A 16,225-nucleotide genomic window follows, 5' to 3' on the forward strand; every position below is an offset into this window, starting at 1 on the left:
CGAGGTGCTGCTTGCACGCCTCGTCCACCTCGCCCGCCTTGCGCTCCCGCCAGCCGGTGCCCCCGACGACGCCGTGGCGCTGCTCCACCGCCTCTGCGATACACACGCCATCCCAGCCCACGCGGTTGATCTCATAGATCGCAGGGAGATCATCAGCAGTCGCCGCTCTGACACACACTCGCCGGTTCATTTCCGTCATCGTCGCACCTCACGCCGTACGCACACGCCCGCACACCGTACGATCAGCCGCCGCCATCGCGCCTGGGGGGTTTCGCCAGAGCAAACCGAAGCGCCCCACGAGGAATAGCCGGTCGCGCCGGCGAACAGCGTTGCGAGACGCCGCTGGCGCTCGCCGACATCCGTCACGGAACCTGCGTCGGCCTCGCCCGGCCCTGTTCGGCCCCTTGGTGCGCATCGCCGCGCGCGGAAAAGCCTTCGGGATTTCGGCGAATAATTCCTGTGTGAGATGGGAATAAGGGAACGGGCCTCCGCCATTGGGTGGCCTCCGGTCGATTCGCTTATCATACTCGTCCTACACTCGTCAACTGCGGGGGAATAGGTTGCAACCGAGCCTGAAGAGGCGCGCGCTGTTATCGTTGCTGATCGTCGCGAGCCTGCCGTTTATAACCTATATCGTTTCCATTGATGGCGGCACCGCCGGCAGCATGGTGCACTTCTACTACATCCCCATCGTCACCGCCGCCATTTTCCTGGGCGATATCGCGGGCATGGCCACTGCCATCGCCGCCGCCATTCTCACCATCTTCCTGCCGCAGGCGCGCACCGGCGAGATGCAGCCGTTCCACGACATCTTCGTGCGCCTCGCCTTCTTCTACGCGGTCGCGATCCTCGCCGCGCGTCTGTCGGCGCAGTTCCAACTCCGCGCGCAGGAGTCATCCAGCCTGCTCTCTGTCAGCCGTGCCGTCAACTCATCGCTGCGACTGCACGATGTCTTCCGCACCATCGTCGAAAAGGCGGCGGAGCTGCTCGAGATCAAGGCGGCATCGGTGCTCCTGCTTACGCCGGACGGTCATCATCTCATCGTCGAGGCCGCACAGGGGCTCAGCGACGAATACCTCGACAAGCCGCCGGTCCCCCTCACCGACGGGCTGATCGCCGAGGCGGTCGCGAATCGCAAGCCGACCATCATCACCGAGCCAACAGCTCATCCGTGGCCGGAATGGGAGGAGTACGCGAGGCGGGAGGGCATCACCTCGGTGGCGTGCGTCCCTATTGCTATGCGCGACAAGCTCCTCGGCGCTTTGTGCGTGTACGCCGGCGACCGCGTCCAGTTCAGCGGCCGCGCGATACGTATTCTGCAGGCATTCGCCGATCAGGCCGGCATCGCCATCGAGAACGCGCGCCTCTACGAGGACATCCGGCGCAACTACTGGGACACCGAGCGCTCCTTGACCCGCGCGATCGAGGCCAAGGATCCGCACACCCTCGGTCACTCCGAGCGGGTCACCGAGTACGCCCTGCGCATGGGCAACGAACTGCGCCTGCCCGCCGATGAGATGGATACCATTCGCTTCGGCACCATCCTGCACGACGTCGGCAAGATCGGTGTTGCGGAACACGTTCTCAACAACGAACACACACTCTCCCCGCAGGACGAGATCCTCGCTCGCCTTCATCCGCTGATCGGGAACAGCATCCTCGAGCCCGTGGACTTCCTCAAGCCCGCCCTGGACATCGTGCTCCACCACCACGAGACGCTTGACGGCTCGGGGTACCCTGAGGGCCTTGCCGGCGATGCGATTCCGCGGCTGGCGCGGCTGGTCGCGGTCGCCAACGCGTACGACAACCTGACGAGCGCAGCTCCGGACCGCCCGGCGATAGAGAGGTCCGATGCCTTAGGAGAACTCGAGCGACTATCAGGCAGCCTGTATGACCCGGAGATGGTGAACGCGCTTAGGGCTGCGCTGGAGCGCGAGCACTAGGACTCGCTCAGCGCGGCGCGGGCCGCCGCTGCGATCTGCTCCACATCCTCGCTCGTATGCGCCGTGGACACGAATAGGGCCTCAAACTGCGACGGCGGCAGATACACCCCTTGGTCCAACATCGCTCGGAAGAAGGCACCATACCGCGTCGCGTCGGCAGCTTTCGCCGACGCGTAGTCCCGGGGCGACTCCGGCGCGAAGAATAGTGTGAGCATGGAGCCGACGCGGTTGACGCACGCGGGCACGCCCGCTCCCTGCGCTGTCCGCTCAAGCCCATCCGCGAGGGCCTCACCCATCCGATCCAGGTAGTCGTACGTCCCAGGTTCGGTCAGAATCCGTAGGGTCTCGAGCCCTGACGCTACGGCGACCGGATTGCCCGACAGAGTCCCCGCCTGATACATCGCCCCCGACGGCGCAACCATCTCCATGATCTCGCGCCTTCCGCCGTACGCGCCGACGGGGAACCCGCCGCCGATGATTTTGCCCAGCGTGGTCAGGTCAGGCGTCACGCCGTAACATTCCTGAGCGCCGCCCAGACCCAGCCGAAAGCCGCTGATAACCTCGTCAAAGATGAGTAGCGCGCCGGTCTCCTGTGTCAGCGCGCGCAGCCCTTCGAGGAAACCATCCGCGGGCGCCACGACACCCATGTTGCCCGCGACGGGCTCAACGACGACCGCCGCGATGGAATCGCCGCGCCGTTCGGCGATACGTCGGAGCGACTTGAGGTCATTGTACGGCGCTACCAGGGTGTGCGCCGCGTAATCCTCCGGCACCCCCGGGCTGTCGGGCAGACCGAGGGTTGCGACGCCCGATCCGGCGCGCGCGAGCAGGCCGTCGCTGTGCCCGTGATAGCAGCCCTCGAACTTGATGATGTCACTGCGACCGGTGAAGGCGCGCGCGAGCCGAATGGCGCTCATGACCGCCTCGGTGCCGGAGCTGACCAGCCGCACCATCTCGACGCCCGGCACCGCGCCAACGATCATCTCCGCGAGTTCCACTTCCGCCTCGACGCACGCGCCGAAACTGGTGCCGTCTCCGACCACGCGCTGCACCCGCTCGACGACGCGCGGGTGCGCATGCCCGAGAATGAGCGGCCCCCACGAGCACACGCAGTCCACGTATTCATTGCCGTCAACGTCGTAGATACGCGAGCCCGCGCCGCGGGCGAAGAAAACGGGCTCGCCGCCCACCGCCGCGAACGACCGCACCGGGCTGTTGACCCCTCCCGGCATAACGCTCTTCGCGCGCGCGAAGAGTTCCGCACTGCGCCGACGCTCACTCACTCGATTCAACTCCTTGATTGTCCCGCCCGGGCTGCGGCAATCTGCCGTACACCGGGCTGGATTTCTTGAACTCGCGCGTGGAAATCAGCACCTCGTATGTGAAGACGCCGCCCACCTCGGCGAGGTTGGCCGCTTTGCGCCGGCACTCGTCCTCAGTGTGCGCGTGGATCATCGTGTACAGGTTGTACGGTAACCCCGGCGCCACGGGACGCTCGTAGCAGTGCGTCACATCCGAATCCGCCGCGAACAGATCGCCGACCTGTTCCACGCGCTCCGGCGGCACTTGCCACACAACCATCGCGTTGGATTCGTAGCCGAGCTTGCGGTGGCTCACCAACGCCCCGTAGCGGCGGATCACGCCCGATCGCATCCACTCCCGCAGCGCTGGCAGCAGTTCCTCCTCCTCGATGCCGTGCTTTCGCGCCACCTCCGCGAAGGGTCGCTGGGTCACCGGCAGATCCGCCTGCGCCGCCTTCAGCAGCCGCTCTTCGAATGCTCTATCGCTGTCTGCCATCGAACACCGCCGATATCTTGAAGCGCCTGATCATCGGCAGCTCCACCAATTCCTGAACGCCGGGCTGTCCTCGCGCGTCTTCCAGCACTTCCTCGATCCGCGCCCGCGAATCGGCGATCACGGTGAACCACAGGTTGTAGCGGTGAGTGCGCTCGTAGTTGTGCGTCACCTCGGCGTACTGGTTGAGCGCCTCCGCGACGGCATCAATCCTCTCCGTTTCGACGCATGCCGCCGCGAGCGTGCTCACCGCGCCGGCGCGCTCGACATCGAACGTCGCGCGAATGGCACGGATGTAGCCCTCCGCCTTGAGCCGGCGCACGCGCTCGATGGTCTCGTCTTCGGAGATGTTGAGCGCATCCCCCAGCATGCGGAACGGCCGGGGATGCAGGGGAAACCCCGCCTGCAAGCGCAGCAGCAGGGCCTCGTCCGTGAAATCAAGCGCCATGTGGTGACCTGTTCGCCGGTGGCGGCTAGCCGCGAGCGCCGCTCAGCCAACGCGCCGCCTCCAGCGCGTGGTAGGTGATAATGATATCCGCGCCGGCGCGTCGTATCGCAGTCAGTATCTCCATCGTCACCGCGCGGCCGTCAATCCACTTGCGCGCCGCTGCCGCGCGCACCATCGAATACTCGCCGCTTACGTTGTACGCCGCCACCGGCACGTCGAACTCGTCGCCCACCAGTCCGATGACGTCGAGGTACGCGAGCGCCGGCTTGACCATCACGATATCCGCGCCCTCTTCGATGTCCAGCTCCACCTCGCGCAGTGCCTGTCGCGAGTTCGGGGGATCCATCTGGTACCCGCGCCGATCCCCGAACTGCGGCGCCGATTCCGCTGCCTCGCGAAACGGCCCGTAGAACGCCGAGGCGTATTTCGCGGAGTACGCCATGATCGCCGTGTCGCTCAACCTCGCGTCGTCGAGCGCCTCGCGGATCGCGCCGACTCGCCCATCCATCATGTCCGACGGTGCCACGATGTCCGCCCCCGCCCGCGCGTGACTCAGGGCCGTCCTGGCGAGCAACTCGAGAGTCGGGTCGTTGAGCACGCCGCCCTCGTCATCCACGACCCCGCAGTGGCCGTGCGACGTGTACTCGCAGAGGCAGACGTCGGTCACGACCAGGAGATCGGATGTCGCGTCCCTAATCGCGCGCACCGCCTGCTGGACGATGCCGTCATCAGCGTACGCCTCGGATCCGACCTCGTCCTTCGCTGCCGGGACGCCGAAGAGGAGAATGCCGCCTATGCCCAGTTTCGCGATGCGCCGCGCCTCATCGCCGAGCAGGTCAATCGACCAACGATACTGCCCCGGCATCGCCGCGATGCGCTCCTTGACCCCGGTCCCGTGAGCGACGAACATGGGATAGATGAAATGCTGAGGCGCCAACGTTGTCTCGGCGACCAGCCGACGCATCGCCGGCGACCGCCGCAGCCTTCTCAGGCGCTCGGTAGGATAGCCCATGACCACACCTTCACCGCGTCATTGCCTACACCAAAGCCTTCGTCCCCGCGCGCCGACAGTCCTGCGCAGGCCGGGACCATTGCGTGCATGCCGGATTGCGGGGACGCGTCACACGCCACGGAACGAGCGCGCGCACATCCGATGAGTAGCGAAGCTCTCCAGCATCGCCGGCCGGCCGCGCAGCATCATCTCGGAGACCGTCCGATGTCACGCCGCCGTCGGATCAGCGCGGTCATGCATCCTCGTGCGCGCGGTGCTTGACAATCGCCTCGACCAAGCCCCGCACCGTGTGCTCCTCGGCGACGACATCAACCCGAAGCCCGAGGCCCTTCGCCGCCTCGGCGGTGGGCGGACCGATGCAGGCGACGGCCGCGTTACCTACCGCCTCTCGCCCCCCGAGTTGCACGAACCCGCGCGCGGCCGACCCGCTGGTCAGCGTCACGATATCGAGCCGCGGCCCGACGATCTCAGCGAGAGGAGTCTGCGGCTCCGGCGTGACGATCTCGTAGACCCCCCACGCCGTCACCTCCGCGCCGCGCTCAGCCAAGCCCTCACCCAGTCGAGGATTCACCACGGCGCGACCGGGCAATAGCACCGCCTTGCCGTCCAGCGGCCCGGGCAATTCCGACGCCAGCGCTGCGACGGTATAGCGCGACGGCATGAAGTCAACCCTGAGACTCGCCGCGTCGAGTGCCGCCGCTGTTCCCGGGCCGACCGCCCCGATCCTCCCCGCGGGCATAGCGCGCCAGTCCCGCCCCGCCGCTCGCAGGTACGCCGCGACGCTGCTTACGCCGTTCGACGAGACGAAAAGGATCCACTCATAGCTCCGATCGAGGGCGTGCAGTCCCTCCTCCGTCGGCGCGAGGTGACTGATCTTCATGCACGGGAACTCCACGGGTTCGGCACCGGCGTCGCGCAGCGCACGCGACAGCGCCTCCGCCTGATGGCCGGGACGCGTGACCAGCACGCGCAGACCCCACAATGGCTTGCGCTCGACCCAGGCCAGCTCCTCGCGCAAGCCAACGACGCGCCCGACCACCATGATCGCCGGGGGCTCAATCCCGGCCGCGGCGACCTCCTGAGCGATCCGCTTCAACGGGCTTACGATCGTGCGCTGCTCCGCAGTGGTGCCCTGCTGGATCACGGCCGACGGCGTATCCGGGCTGCGCCCTGCAGCGAGCAGTTCCGCTACCGTCTCCGGCAGACTCCCAACCCCCATCAGCGTGACGATCGTATCCGCTCCGCCGAGTTCCGACCAGCGCGGCCCGCTGCCGGGCCCGTCCTCCGCCGGGTGGCCGGACACCATGGCGACCACCGATGCCAACCGCCGGTCGGTGACGGGAATGCCCGCGTACGCGGGAACCGCGATCGCGGAAGTCACGCCCGGTACGACTTCAAACGATATGCCGTTGGCGACCAGATACGACGCTTCTTCCCCGCCTCGCCCGAACAGAAACGGGTCGCCGCCTTTAAGCCGGCACACCACGTGACCCGCGCGGGCTTCCTCGACCAAAACGTCGTTGATCTCGGCTTGCTTGATCCCGCCCGGCCCCTTGCCGACGTAGATCAGCTTCGCACCCGCGCGACACTGTGCGAGCAACGCCGGATTCGCGAGACGGTCATAGACCACCACGTCCGCCGTCCGCAGAATCTCCATGCCGCGCACGGTAATCAGCCCGGGATCCCCGGGCCCGGCGCCGACGAGGTACACCTTGCCTTCGCTCATCTCGCCGCCTCGATCAGAGCGCCCGCTCCGCGCTCCTGCAAATCCCGGGCCAGCGCTTGGCCCACCGCCAATGCATCGTCCGCCGCTCCATCCCTGGCGCCGCGCACAACGTCCTTCCCGTCAGGGCTGACGACGACACCCTCAATTCGCAGGCCATTTGCGCTCATCGTACCAAGCGCGCCCACAGGCGCGCGGCATCCTCCCCCCAGCGCCTTGAGGAATGCTCGCTCCGCCGTCACGCACGCTCGGGTCTCGGCATCCTCCAGCGGTTGCAGAAGCTCCGCCATTCGTTCGTCGTCACCTCGCACTTCCACCGCGACCGCTCCCTGACCCGGCGCAGGGAGACAGATCCCCGGCGGTATGACATACGGCCGCGTGTCGGCGGCGAGGCCCAAGCGCTCCAGCCCCGCCTGTGCCAGGACGATCGCGTCGAACTCCCCCGCGTCGAGCTTGCGCAGGCGCGTGTCAACATTGCCCCGGACGGGACGCACATCCAAGTCGCGTCGGTAAGCGAGAAGCTGCGCGGACCGGCGGGGGCTCGACGTGCCGATGCCCGCCTCATGGGGCAGGTTGTGAATCGCCGTGCCGCGATCGCGGGAGACAAGGGCGTCAAGCGCCGAAGCGCGCCGGAGCACCGCGCCGAGCGCCAGCCCGGCGGGGAGATCGGTCGGCATGTCCTTCAGGCTGTGAGCCGCCAGGTCAATCCGGCGCCTCAGCAGTTCCGTCTCCAATTCCTTAACGAAGATCCCCGTGGCGCTGCCTGTGGGGGCGGAAGATGAGCGATCCCCGGTGGTGGTGATGATGACGATCTCGACCTGGGCGCCCTCGCGCGTAAGGACATCCGCGACCGACTCCGCCTGCGCGAGCGCCAGCTTGCTCCCTCTCGTCCCGAGGCGTATCATCAGCGGCGGCGTTCCGCCTTCCCTGAGCCGGGATCGAGGTCGAACACCCGCGCCAGCGCGTCCGCCGCGTGGCCGTTGCCGCGCATCAGCTCTTCCTTCAGCCTCACCGTAGGGTTGTGCAGCAAGCGCTTGACGACACCGCGCGTCACCTGTTCCACCAGCTTGCGATCCGCGGGCGACAAGCTCTCGATCTTCGCCGCGAACTTCGAGAGCTGCTCCTCTCGCGCGTCCTCGAAATGCTCGCGCAGAGCCGCGACGAGGGGCGTCGCCTGGCGCGCCGCCAGCCACTGCCAGAACTCCTCCGCGGCCTCGCCGGCGATGCGCTTGGCGGCTGCGACCTCGCCCGCCCTCGATTCCGCTGCCTCCTCCACCCCGCCGCCCAGGTCATCAATGTTGTAGAGATGCACGCCCGGCGTCGCCGCCACCTGCGGGTCAATGTCCCGAGGGACGGCGATGTCAATCAGGAACAACCCGCGGCCTTCGCGGCGGCGCATCGCCTCCGTGACCTGCTCCGGCAACAGGACGAAGTGCGGCGCCGACGTGGAGCTAATCACGATGTCGGCTTGCACCAGCGCCTCGGCGAGTTGGTCGTAACGCATCGCCTGGCCGCCCAGCTCACGCGCGAGTTCCTGCGCCCTGCTGTGAGTGCGATTCGCCACCAGGATCGGCGCCGCGCCCTGCGCGCGCAGGTGCCGCGCCGTGCCCTCCGCTATCTTCCCCGCGCCGAGGATGAGAATGGCGCGGCCGTCGAGGCAACCGAACACCCTCTTCGCCTTATCCACCGCGCAGCGGCCGACGGAAAACGCCCCGCGGCCGATGCCGGTCTCGGTGCGGGCGCGCTTGCCGCAATTCACTGCCGCGGAGAACATCTTCTCCAGCTCACGCCCCAGCGCGCCGCACTCCTTCGCCGCCTTCATCGCCGCTTTGACCTGGCCCAGGATCTCCGACTCCCCGACGACCTGCGAGTCCACACCGCCCGCGACGCAGCACAAATGGATCGCTGCGTCGCGCCCGGCCATCTCATAGATGTGCGGCCACACGACATCCGGGCTCAGCCCCGAGCGCGCTATCATCCACGCTCGCACACACGCGCCCGCATCCCCCGCGCCGACGGTGTACACCTCTGTCCGGTTGCACGTGCAGAGCAACGCCGCCTGCTCCACTCCGGGCAGCGAGCGGATGTCGTCCAAGGCCGCGGCGAATCGCTCGCCGGAAAACGCCACCCGCTCCCGCACCTCGACCGGCGCGCTGTGATGGTTCAGGCCTGTGCACAGGATATGCAACGTCGCGCCTCTCGCTCCGCTTCGTCCCGCCGGCCCTCGCGCAGCAGTTCCAGGACCCGGGAATCGAGAATCGCCGCCCAGATCCGCCTGCGTGTCTCCTCGTTGCCCGCGGTCATCACCTCCGGCCTTAGGCGCCCGAGCAGGTCGGCGAGTTCGCCGTACTCCGGGCCGACCTGCTCCTCGATGAATTCCCGTAGGCGCCGCGACAGCGCCGGGCTCGCGCCCTGGCTCGACACCGCGATCAGCACCGGCCCGCGCCGTGCCACCGCCGGGACGATGAAATCGCAGCGCTCAGGGTCATCCACGACATTGATCAGAATGCCCGCGCGTTTCGCTTCGTCAGCAGCCGCCGCATTGATGTCGGCCGGAGCGGCCGCGATGGCCATTCGGGCGCCCGCGAGATCCCCCGGCGTGTACGGCTTTGACGACAACTCGATTGTCCCCTGTCGCGCCAGGTCGCCAATCGCCTGCGTCACCTGCGGCGCGATGACCACGACGCGCGCGCCGCAGTCGAGGAGCGCCGTCACCTTACGCTCGGCGACAACGCCGCCGCCGATGACCACGCACCGCTTGCCTTCGAGGTCGAGAAGGACAGGATAGTAGTGACGACCCGATGAGCTGCTGTCGTTCGTTCTAGGCATTCCGCCATCCAGGATAGCACCAGCCTGTCGGGCTGTAAAGCGCCGCGACAGACGGCAGCGGGGATAGGTCCCCTGGTGCCGTGAGCGCGACACTGGGCCCCAGGCCTGCAACTGCAGCCGTCGCGTGGATCCTGCGTCCGCCCTCCATGTCGCCCCGCCGCTCAGTGCGTCCGCCCGCAATTACCACCATATGTACCTTCACATGACCGCTGTGTAGCACAAAAGGGACAAGTGCGACAAGGTATCCCCCGGAAACAATTGAATCCCCGCGCTGGCAGCGACCCGTCGTCGTGCGTCCGTGCGGACTCAGCGTTCGTCCCACAGCCGCTGGTCCGCCGAGCGGCGTCACGGCGCCGGAGGAATGTCAGGCTTCAGGCATCTACGAGGACGCTTTCCCGGGTGCCGCAGCAAACGGAGGTGCATCATGCAGATCCGGTCATGGCCAGCGACTATCTTGCCCGTAATCGCGATCATTTCCGCAGTGTACTTCGTGGTTTCGTGGGTCGCGAAGCCGGTGGTTGATGATCCACTGGTGCGAATGCCGGGCACACAACCGGCGCAAGGTGTGAACCTCGAGGCTCCGAACAGGTGCCTCAACTGCCACGGCGGATTCAACCCGGCCGTCGAGCCCGGGTTTAACTGGCAGGGCTCAATGATGGCCCAGGCGGCGCGAGATTTCCTCTTTTGGTCATGCCTGACGGTCGCCGCTCAAGACTCCGTCTGGGCCCTTGGCAATCCCAACGCAGTGGATATCTGCGAGCGGTGTCACTTCCCCGAGGGTTGGCTCGGTGGGCGCTCGGACCCGCCCAATGCGTCAGCCATGGCGGGCAGCGATTTCGACGGGGTGCACTGTGATTTCTGCCACACAATGTACGACCCGTTCTTCAAGACGACCTACCTCGGCACTCGAGAGGGCAGCGACTGGAGCGGCTACTGGGACGAGCACCTCAACAGCGGGCCGGGCAGCGGAACGCTGTCCCAACTCGAGGCGGATGCGACCTATGCTGAGGACGGTACGCTGGCTGCCGGCATCAGGATGTTTTCGGGAGGCCCGTTCTATATCGGCAACCTGCCCAAGTACCCGACCTATATGGAAAGCGGGTCCGGGCAGTACTTCGTGAGCACCAGTTCGCAGAAGCGAGCCAGTTTCGCCGATGCCGCCGCGCGCCACCAGATGTTGTACAGCCGGTACCACAAATCCAAGTATTTCTGCTCGACCTGCCACGACGTGTCGAACCCGGCGCTCGCCAATCTCGGGAAGTCGGGCTTGCCCGATCAGTCAGGCGGGGTGGATCTCATTACCGAGCAGTACTCCGCCGCGAGTTACTTCCACGTCGAAAGAACGTTCTCCGAATTCAGACTTTCGGACTACGGGCAGGCCGGCGGCGCGCCCGGGATTGGGCCCTTCTCGCCCGCGACGTTCGAGACGTCTTATGCGACTAACAATATCGCGAAATGCCAGGACTGCCACATGCGGGATGTTGTGGGCAAGGCGTGTAACAAGCAGGGCGTACCCATCCGCCCGAACGACAGCGCCGAGCATCCGATGAGCGGTCAGCCGCTGCACGACTTGACCGGCGGCAACGCATGGGTGTCCTTTGTGCTGGCCAGCGCGGTCCCCGGCTCGCCCAATCATGATCCGGTGAATGACCAGTTGCTCAATCAGGGCCCAGCGCTCCTCACCTTGGACATGACCCAGGGATTGGGCATCGATCCCGTGTCTCTGCTGGCCGGTGTCGACCGGTCCAAACAGCAGTTGCTTCTGGCCGCCGCGATCAACAACGTGAGCTACGACTCTGCGAGCGGGGCACTCTCCTTCCGGGTGCAAAACCAAACAGGCCACAAGCTGATTTCCGGCTTTCCTGAAGGGCGGCGCATGTTCGTCAACATCAGGGCCTATTCGGGTGGCAGTGTGATCTACGAAGTGAATCCATATGACGCGGCTGCAGGCACCCTCAAGGGCTTGTCTTACAGCTACCAGCCGGACCCCAGCGTGCCGATGCCCGAACCGATTGCTGTAGCTGAGGCGTACGTGGACGAGCTCGTGTACGAAATGCACCCCACGAGCACGCTCACCGGAGAACAGGAGACATTCCATTTCGCGCTGGCGGACGGCAGATACAAGGATAACCGGATTCCGCCAAAGGGCTTTCGCATCGCGGACGCCGACACCCGCCTTTGCGTTCCGATGTGGCATGGGGCGCCGGCGCCCGGTTACTTCACTGCCGCCGAGTACGACGGCGGCTACGATGACGTAGCACTCACTATCCCTGCCGGGGCCGACGGCGTCGAGGTCAACCTCTATTACCAGACCACTAGCCGCGAGTACATCGAGTTCCTGCGGGACGAGATCAACGGGGCGGGTAACATTACGCTACCGACGACACCGTTTATTCCCGGCCCGCCCGACCCCGCCAACTACATCATCCAGAGCGACCCCTTCTTCACCGGGCTCAAAGCATGGGGGGATACTATCTGGCAGCTCTGGACGCACACTATGAGCGTGCCCGGCGCGGCGCCCTTCCTTATGGCCCAGGCTATTGTCGGGGCTGGGGGTGGCCCCTGTAACGCGCCCGTCCCGGCCTTGCTCACGGCGACGCCAGGCCATACCCAGGTCGTCCTGACATGGAGCGACGAGCACACCGCTGACCCGGGTGTCGTTGGGTACAACCTGTACTACGATCAGTTGGGCAAGGCACAGCTCATCGCGCAGCTCGGCTTGGTCACTTCATACACGGACGCCGGGCTAACGAACGGACAGCAGTACTCGTACAAGGTAACGTCGCGCTACGCCGCCTGCGAATCGGGGTACAGCAATGTCCTGAGCGCGATCCCCAACAACCAGGGGCAGGCGGTTGTCGGTGTCAACCCGCTTGAGGTGGGGCGATACCAGACCATCGGCAAAGGCCGGCAGAAGACCACCGCTTTCGTTCTCGCTGACCTCTTTACGGCCGGCGAGTTGGTCGTGATCCGCGCCCACGTGGCAGACACGAGCACGGGACTGCCGGTGGCTAGTGCCACCGTGGAACTCGTGGTTGCCGGTCTGGAGACTCCCGTGTTCGCGCCCGGCGCAAGCGACGTCAACGGCATCGCCGAGTTCGCCTGGCAGACGACTGCGCCCAATAAGCGCGGGCAAGGAGGAACCGCCCTCGGTGCTTATACGGCTACGGTGACCAAGGTCGCCGCCGCCGGGTATGCTTGGGACGGCGTGATGACCGCCGCCACGTTTACCTTGCAGTAGTCATTCGTTTCGTCCCCGCTGGTCAGATTGGACGGCACGGCTCGCGATCTTCTGGGTTTTGATCCCGATGTCGCGCGGGAACGTGGCGCTCGAGATCTGCGTACCGCCAGGCTCGTCCGTGTGACGACACCCCCGAGGATTGTCGCTCCACGCATCGTTGCTCAGCCCTGCTTCACTACCGCGACTGCATCCGCCGGGCGATGCCACGCAGAGGGCTCACACGCTCCGTCCGTGGATCACGCCGCGACACGGACGCGCGCGCACTTACTGTGACGCAAACGGTTCGGCCCGCAGGCATTGCCCGAGGCGACGAATGCCGGCCGCGCCCGACGGCATGCAGTCCGGGCGGCGGATTGACAGCGGCAGCACGCGCGCCTATACTCCGCGTGGAGGCGGCAGTGCTCAAGGCGGAACAAGGAATCGTCCTCACCGTCGAAACCGAACGGGCAGGCGCGCAGGAGGTCACCGTCGAAGTCGGCGGCAGGACCGAGCGCGCGCTGAACTATCCCGCTCTCACCCAACCGATATCAGCAGGGGACCGCGTGCTGCTCAACACGACCGCGGTGCGCCTGGGCCTCGGTACCGGCGGCCTGCATTTCGTCATGAAGCGCCTGACCGACGAGGGAACTGAAGAGCCCGAGCCGCAGCAGGAGGCGCCCGGGCATATCATCAAGCTGCGCTACACGCCCCTGCAGTTCTCGTGCATCAGCGCGGAGGAGCAGGACAGCCCGCATCACGCCGTGCTGCGCACCGCCCACGACCTTAGCGGCGCGCCCGTCATCGCATGCCCGTTGCACAGCATGATCGCCCCCGCCGCTGCCGCGGTCAAGGCGGCGTCACCCGCGCTGCGCGTCGCTTATGTGATGACCGACGCCGCCGCGCTGCCGATGCCAGTGAGCCGCCTGGTGCAGCAACTCAAGCAAGCCGACCTCCTCGATGCGAGCGTCACCTGCGGCCAGGCGTTCGGCGGCGACTACGAGGCGATCAACATCTTCTCCGGCCTGCTCACCGCGAGGCTGGTGGCCAAAGCGGATATCATCATCGCAGGGCAGGGCCCGGGCAATGTCGGCACGGGGACGCTGTACGGCTTCGGGGGCATCGAGCAAGGCGAGATCATCAATGCGACGGCGGTGCTCCACGGGCGGCCGGTGGCGGTGCTGCGCATCAGCTTCGCCGACCCGCGCGAGCGGCATCAGGTCGTAAGTCATCATTCCCTGGTCGCGCTCGGGCGAGTGGCGCTGGCGCGGGCGGCGGTGATTGTGCCCGAGATGGTCGAGGAGCGTGCGGAGCAAGTGCGGGAGAGACTCGAAGCCGTCGAGATCCCCGCGCGCCACGACGTCGTCACGCAGAGCGGCGAGGCGGGCCTGTGGGAACTGGCGCGGCGACGCGTTGACGTCAAGTCCATGGGCCGGTCAATCGAAGAAGACCGCGAGTTCTTCCTCGCGGCGTCGGCGGCGGGGGAATACGCCGCGGGGCTGGTGGGGGGCTAGGATGAACGAAATGCCCGGCGACGAGGCCCTGCGCGAGGAGACTGTCAAGTCCATTCGCACGTTCAAGGGCATGCTCATCAACGTGCGGGTGGATCGAGTCCGGCTTGCGGACGGCGGCGAAACGCGGCGCGAGGTGGTCGAGCATCCCGGCGCTGTGGCAATACTGCCGATGCTGGATGACGGGCGAGTTATCCTCCTACGGCAATTCCGGCAGCCCGCGAAAGAAGTGCTGTGGGAGATACCGGCGGGTACGCTTCACCAGGGCGAAGCCCCCGAGGACTGCGCGCGCCGCGAGTTGACCGAGGAGATCGGGCGCGAGCCGGAGCGCCTGGAGCCGCTGGCGCAGCTTTACCTCAGCCCGGGTTACAGCAGCGAGCTGATGCACCTCTTCCTCGCCCGTGGCTTGCGCGAGGCATACGGGAAAGCGGACGACGACGAGCGCGTTCGTCCGGTGACTCTGGACTTCGACCGCGTACTGGACATGATCCACAGCGGGGAGATCAAGGACGCGAAGACGGTGTGCGCGGTGCTGCTGGCGCAGGCCCGCCGCTGACCGCGACTTTAGGACTAAAAGGAGACAGGGAGTGTTTGGCAACCTCGGATTGAACCTCGGACTCGGCGCGATTCCGCTCCTCAACGACGGCGAGACGCGGTCGATCTCGGCCGAGAACCCGAACGGCGCGAGGGGCGCCGGCGCGCAGGCGATGCCCGGCCCCGGCAGCGACGGCTCCGACCTTGGCCAAGGCTGGAAGATCCGGCCGTGCATCACGCTTGACGCCGGGAGCACGACCACGCTGGCCGATATTGACGGCCCTGGCGTGATTCAGCATATCTGGATCACGATGACGGCCAAGGGCCTGCGGGACTGCGTCCTGCGGTTCTACTGGGACGACGAGAATACACCTTCGATCGAGACGCCGATCGGCGATTTCTTCGCCCAGGCACACGGCCTCCAGTACAACGTCGTGTCCATTCCAGTCGCGGTCAACCCGACCGGCGGCATGAACTGCTACTGGCCGATGCCGTTTCGCAAGCACTGCAAGATCACGGTCGAGAACCAGCGATGGGAGGCCATCGAGGGGTTCTTCTACCAGATCACGTATGGCCTCAATCCCGTGCCCGACAACGCGGCATACCTGCACGCACAGTGGCGCAGGTCAGTCACCCCGCGCGAATGTCCGCAGCATACCATCCTTGACGGCGTCAAGGGCCAGGGGCACTACGTCGGCACGTGCCTCGCCTGGACGCAGCTCGCCAACGGCTGGTGGGGCGAGGGCGAGATCAAGTTTTTCATGGACGGCGACAAGGACTTCCCGACGATTTGCGGCACGGGAACCGAGGACTACTTCGGCGGCGCGTGGGGCTTCCAGGACACGTTCAGCGGGCCGTTCCTGGGTTATCCGCTGTGGCAGCGCAATGCGCCGGATGTGCCGAGGCACGGACTCTACCGCTGGCACATCATGGATCCGATCCGCTTCCGGCGGGACCTCAGCGTGACGATCCAGGCGTTGGGGTGGTGGCCGAACGCGAAGTTCCAGCCGCTCGAGGACGACATCGCCTCACTCGCCCACTGGTATCAAGCCGAGCCGCACGCGGACTTCCCGCAATTGCCCGGCATCCGGGAGCGCTGGCCGAGGTAGAGCGCCCCGGCGGGCCGTCGCCGGACGAGTCGTTGGAAGCCGCAGGCGCATAGCGCGCGGGGCTGTGTGCGTTCACGTCGCGAGCGTCATCCAGCCGAGCGCATC

The 16,225-nt window shown here is 66.4% G+C and carries 14 protein-coding genes; 5 read left to right on the plus strand and 9 right to left on the minus strand.

Annotation, left to right across the window (positions count from 1 at the left end):
• On the minus strand, nt 1-199 hold a 199-nt coding region (locus JSV65_05490), incomplete at its 3' end, for a hypothetical protein (protein UCH35807.1).
• A gap of 361 nt (nt 200-560) precedes the next feature.
• On the opposite strand from JSV65_05490, the gene JSV65_05495 reads away from it, so the two are divergent.
• Nucleotides 561-1,943: a GAF domain-containing protein gene (locus JSV65_05495; protein ID UCH35808.1), complete on the plus strand. Its 1,383-nt coding sequence runs from the start codon at nt 561-563 to the stop codon at nt 1,941-1,943.
• Here JSV65_05495 and hemL read toward each other — a convergent pair.
• The 8 genes from hemL to JSV65_05535 all read right to left on the minus strand — a co-directional run bounded on the left by hemL (nt 1,940) and on the right by JSV65_05535 (nt 9,749).
• A complete protein-coding gene (gene hemL, locus JSV65_05500; protein ID UCH36705.1) occupies nt 1,940-3,175 on the minus strand; it encodes a glutamate-1-semialdehyde 2,1-aminomutase in 1,236 nt (411 codons plus the stop codon). The two genes, JSV65_05495 and hemL, sit on opposite strands and share 4 nt — an antisense overlap.
• Nucleotides 3,176-3,218: 43 nt before the next feature.
• Nucleotides 3,219-3,740: an Lrp/AsnC family transcriptional regulator gene (locus tag JSV65_05505; protein ID UCH35809.1), complete on the minus strand. Its 522-nt coding sequence runs from the start codon at nt 3,738-3,740 to the stop codon at nt 3,219-3,221.
• A complete protein-coding gene (locus tag JSV65_05510) occupies nt 3,724-4,185 on the minus strand; it encodes an AsnC family transcriptional regulator (GenBank protein UCH35810.1) in 462 nt (153 codons plus the stop codon). The genes JSV65_05505 and JSV65_05510 overlap by 17 nt, the downstream gene beginning before the upstream one ends.
• Nucleotides 4,186-4,210: 25 nt before the next feature.
• Nucleotides 4,211-5,197 carry a porphobilinogen synthase gene (gene hemB, locus JSV65_05515; protein ID UCH35811.1) on the minus strand — a complete coding sequence of 329 codons (987 nt, stop codon included), beginning with the start codon at nt 5,195-5,197 and terminating at the stop codon, nt 4,211-4,213.
• A 232-nt stretch (nt 5,198-5,429) separates the two neighbouring features.
• Nucleotides 5,430-6,923 (minus strand): uroporphyrinogen-III C-methyltransferase, encoded by a 1,494-nt coding sequence (gene cobA, locus JSV65_05520; protein ID UCH35812.1) that lies wholly within the window; start codon nt 6,921-6,923, stop codon nt 5,430-5,432.
• Nucleotides 6,920-7,825, minus strand: a complete 906-nt coding sequence (hemC, locus tag JSV65_05525; protein UCH35813.1) for a hydroxymethylbilane synthase — start codon at nt 7,823-7,825, stop codon at nt 6,920-6,922. The genes cobA and hemC overlap by 4 nt, the downstream gene beginning before the upstream one ends.
• Nucleotides 7,825-9,108 (minus strand): glutamyl-tRNA reductase, encoded by a 1,284-nt coding sequence (locus JSV65_05530; GenBank protein UCH35814.1) that lies wholly within the window; start codon nt 9,106-9,108, stop codon nt 7,825-7,827. The genes hemC and JSV65_05530 overlap by 1 nt, the downstream gene beginning before the upstream one ends.
• Nucleotides 9,084-9,749 carry a bifunctional precorrin-2 dehydrogenase/sirohydrochlorin ferrochelatase gene (locus tag JSV65_05535; GenBank protein ID UCH35815.1) on the minus strand — a complete coding sequence of 222 codons (666 nt, stop codon included), beginning with the start codon at nt 9,747-9,749 and terminating at the stop codon, nt 9,084-9,086. The genes JSV65_05530 and JSV65_05535 overlap by 25 nt, the downstream gene beginning before the upstream one ends.
• A gap of 424 nt (nt 9,750-10,173) precedes the next feature.
• On the opposite strand from JSV65_05535, the gene JSV65_05540 reads away from it, so the two are divergent.
• The 4 genes from JSV65_05540 to JSV65_05555 all read left to right on the plus strand — a co-directional run bounded on the left by JSV65_05540 (nt 10,174) and on the right by JSV65_05555 (nt 16,120).
• The gene (locus tag JSV65_05540; protein UCH35816.1) at nt 10,174-12,990 is read left to right on the plus strand and encodes a fibronectin type III domain-containing protein; all 2,817 of its coding nucleotides are present in this window, start codon (nt 10,174-10,176) and stop codon (nt 12,988-12,990) included.
• Between the two features lie 398 nt (nt 12,991-13,388).
• Complete coding sequence (locus JSV65_05545) at nt 13,389-14,480, plus strand: DUF3866 family protein (GenBank protein ID UCH35817.1); 1,092 nt, start codon at nt 13,389-13,391, stop codon at nt 14,478-14,480.
• Between the two features lie 10 nt (nt 14,481-14,490).
• The gene (locus tag JSV65_05550; GenBank protein UCH36706.1) at nt 14,491-15,033 is read left to right on the plus strand and encodes an NUDIX hydrolase; all 543 of its coding nucleotides are present in this window, start codon (nt 14,491-14,493) and stop codon (nt 15,031-15,033) included.
• Nucleotides 15,034-15,064: 31 nt separating this feature from the next.
• Nucleotides 15,065-16,120, plus strand: coding sequence for a DUF2961 domain-containing protein (locus tag JSV65_05555; protein ID UCH35818.1), 1,056 nt, complete (start codon nt 15,065-15,067; stop codon nt 16,118-16,120).
• The last annotated feature ends 105 nt before the right edge of the window (nt 16,121-16,225 follow it).

This window comes from Armatimonadota bacterium (genome assembly GCA_020354555.1).
Classification (GTDB): domain Bacteria; phylum Armatimonadota; class Hebobacteria.